Source organism: Tissierellales bacterium (assembly GCA_025210965.1).
In the GTDB taxonomy this organism is placed as follows: Bacteria; Bacillota; Clostridia; order Tissierellales; family JAOAQY01; genus JAOAQY01.
In genome coordinates this window covers 1-3,171 of the sequence record JAOAQY010000240.1, presented here as the reverse complement: position 1 = coordinate 3,171, position 3,171 = coordinate 1, and the positions used below count along the sequence as shown (strand labels likewise).

The 3,171-nt window shown below is 33.0% G+C and carries 2 protein-coding genes; both read right to left on the bottom strand.

Translation table 11 applies throughout. The features are described from left to right. Window positions 1-16 precede the first annotated feature (16 nt). The gene (locus N4A40_17030) at window positions 17-1,528 is read right to left on the bottom strand and encodes an SAM-dependent chlorinase/fluorinase (GenBank protein MCT4663560.1); all 1,512 of its coding nucleotides are present in this window, start codon (window positions 1,526-1,528) and stop codon (window positions 17-19) included. A gap of 167 nt (window positions 1,529-1,695) precedes the next feature. Next, window positions 1,696-2,889, bottom strand: coding sequence for a transposase (locus N4A40_17025; protein MCT4663559.1), 1,194 nt, complete (start codon window positions 2,887-2,889; stop codon window positions 1,696-1,698). Window positions 2,890-3,171 lie beyond the last annotated feature (282 nt).

Here is a 3,171-nt window from a genome sequence, read left to right as displayed (position 1 = left end):
TATTCATGACTAATATTTATTTGTTCATAGGTATTTTAAGCTCTTGTCCTACCAATACAACTCTTGGGTTTTTGATTGTCTCTTTATTTAACTCATAGATTTCTCCAAATCTATTTCCATCTCCAAGTTCTCTCATAGCTACATTCCACAAACAATCACCCTTTACAACTACGTATACGTTAGTTTCAGTAATTGTTTTTTCAGCTGTTTCTTCTTTTTTAACGTCTACAGCTACTTCTTTTTTTACTTCTTCTTTTTTTACTTCTTCTTTTTTGGCTACTTCTTTCTCAGTTTCTTTAACATCTTCTTTAGTCGCTTCTTTTACTTCTTCTTTAGCAACCTCTTTTATTTCCTCTGCCTTTACTTCTTTTTTCTCTTCTACTTTAGCTTCTTCTTTAACGATTTCTGTAGAAAGATTTGTTTTAAGTGATGATATTTCTTCTACTGTCATACCTAAATTTGTAAGGTATTTTGTAGCTGCTTCAGAAAGATCTACCTTTGATATATCTGTTCCCTTTTCCAATCCGCAAACTACAGTAGTAAGCGATGTCATTATATTGCTATCAATTATAGCATTGTACTGCTCGCTTCCCTCTTCAACTTTATAGTAATTTTTGTATGTTACCATGTAATCATCAACTACTTCATCTAAGCTAGCTCCCATCAAGCACTCAAGTACTGCACTTGCAAAACCAGCGCGGTCTTTTCCTTCTGTACAATGTACTAGATATGGTCCCTCATTTTTGCTAAGAAATTTAAATCCTTCAGCCAATTTCTTTCCAAAATCTTCTCCAGCAATATCAACTGTCATATTCAAGCACTTAACTTGACCTGCATCATAAAGTGATTTATAGTACTCTGAATTAAAATCATCTTTGGCAATATATCCAGCTATCTCTTCTTTAGAATCAGCTAAGTTCATCACGGTTTTTACTCCAGCATCTTTAACTAAAGCATTTGAATAAGCTGCCCTTCCAAGTTCATTGTTTATAGGGCTACTACTTCTGTAAAGTACTCCTTTAGCCATTCCAGATGTTTCTATATTTCTAAAATTTGCAAATACCGCATCTGTTGCATAATCCGAACGCTCATTTGTACGCTTCAATTGATGAAGTAAGTACTGTGCTAAATATCCTTCTTTTTCTGAAAGTGAAAATGTAAGCTCAGTTCCAACTTCTGCATTATAAGTTTTTGCAAAATTACCCATATTTATCGCAACTATAACTACATCTTTTTCTTTGTTGTCTCTAACCAGAAGACTTCCAGTATCTACATCGCTATACGATGTACAAAATGGCATTTCTAGCTCTTCTTCCCCAACATTTACCTTAAGCATATCCCCCAATTCATAACCAGCATCGTAAAATGCTGCTGCTTTTACGTCCATTATAACATTTCCGTACTTCTGTACTTCTACTACTGCTCCCTTGACTTCTTTTAGACCCTCTTCTGCACTAACTGTTCCAACTAGTGCGAATGTCATAGCCAAAACCATGATCATCGTAACAATCTTTCTAAACTGCTTCATACCTTCTCCTGCTACTCAAAATATGGACAAACCTACCCATATCGAGATTATTCCCTGTTCAGCGTGTCTGATTTTGTGACTGCAAGAGTACACTACTTTCATTTGACATAACACTCCGAGGGCGTAAATTCCGAACTAGCCATCCGTACACACTTACAACAGCTTTATCATGCTATTTTGTAAGTTTTTGCATCTCTAAGATTAATACTTGCTTGTAGATCCCTATCAATAACTAAACCGCATTCATTGCAGATATAAACTCTATCAGAAAGTTTTAAGTCTTTCTTTATGTGCCCGCAACATGAACATAGTTTTGATGATGGATACCACCTATCTACAATCCGCAGTTCAATGCCTTCTTGTTTGCATTTGCTAGTAAGTTTTACTCTAAATTCATAAAACTTTTGATTAGAAACAGCTTTTGACAAGTGGCGATTTTTCATCATACCTTTTACATTCAAATCTTCAATCGATACATGAGATGGTTTGGATTTCACTATCTCATGTACACATTTGTTGATGTAATCGGTACGAATATTACTTAATCTTTGATGAAGTCTTTGTACTTTGACTGTTTGTTTATGGATATTTTGCCTAGTAGCTCCTCCTTTTTCTAGTTTTTTTGTTTTTTTAAGACATTCATATTTCCTTGAAAGTCTTACTTGTTCACGTTTTAACTTTTTTTCTAGTTTTTTTACTCTTGAAGTTTTGTTTATATTCTTTTTTACAACTTCATTACTAAAAATAGCAAAATCTTTTATTCCTAAATCTATTCCAATTGGTTCAGTTTTAGGTTTGTGGTTCTCAGTTTTTTCTACTTCGCAAACGATTGATACATAGTATCTCCCTGCTCGCTCTGTAACAGTTCCATTAATAACCTTTGCATTGGTTGGAATATATCCAAACTCTTTAATTCTCACCCATTTTAAGGTAGGTATATTGACTCTATGACGCTCTATTTTCCAGTCAGTTTTGTTATTCTTTGGAAAATACAAACTGACTTTAGACTTTCCCTTTTTCTTAAATCTAGGGAATTGTGCTTCGCCTTTAAAGAATTTTTTATATGATAGCTCAGCGTTACATATAGCTTTCTTTCTAGCCTTGCTTCCGCAATCATTAATCCACTTGTACTCGTCTAGAACTTTGATTTCATTGTTGACATATTTATCAAAGTTATTAGCTGATATAAAGGCACTTTTTTTATCTAATTTTCCATCTTTAAAGTTCTGATAAAGTGATTGATTTTTAGCAAGGTAAGCATTATATAACCATCTACAAATTCCCAGTGATTGATTAATCTTCTGAATCTGCTTTCTTGTTGGTTTTAGTTCCACTTTGTATGCCCTTTGCAATCTCTTCATCCTCCTTACCTAAGCACCTTAAATGACACGTTAAGTATCTCTGCAAAATCTTTAGGTTTATAATTTGTAATATGTTTCATTTGTCCATCAACTCCTTTGAGTATATTTGAACACTTTCAACCACATTTATCAACATTTTTAATAACTAAAGCGTTTCTCCTTCAAAATCTAAATTAATATATCTACTTTATTCTATTATTTATCTCAAAACATTTCAACTTTTTTACTATGATATAATACATCTATAATCGTATTATTTAAAGGAGGATTATAATCATGATG

Excerpts from the sequence above, each read along its gene's own strand:
- N4A40_17030 (MCT4663560.1), bottom strand. The coding sequence starts at position 1,528 with ATGAAGCAGTTTAGAAAGATTGTTACGATGATCATGGTTTTGGCTATG.
- N4A40_17025 (MCT4663559.1), bottom strand. The coding sequence starts at position 2,889 with ATGAAGAGATTGCAAAGGGCATACAAAGTGGAACTAAAACCAACAAGA.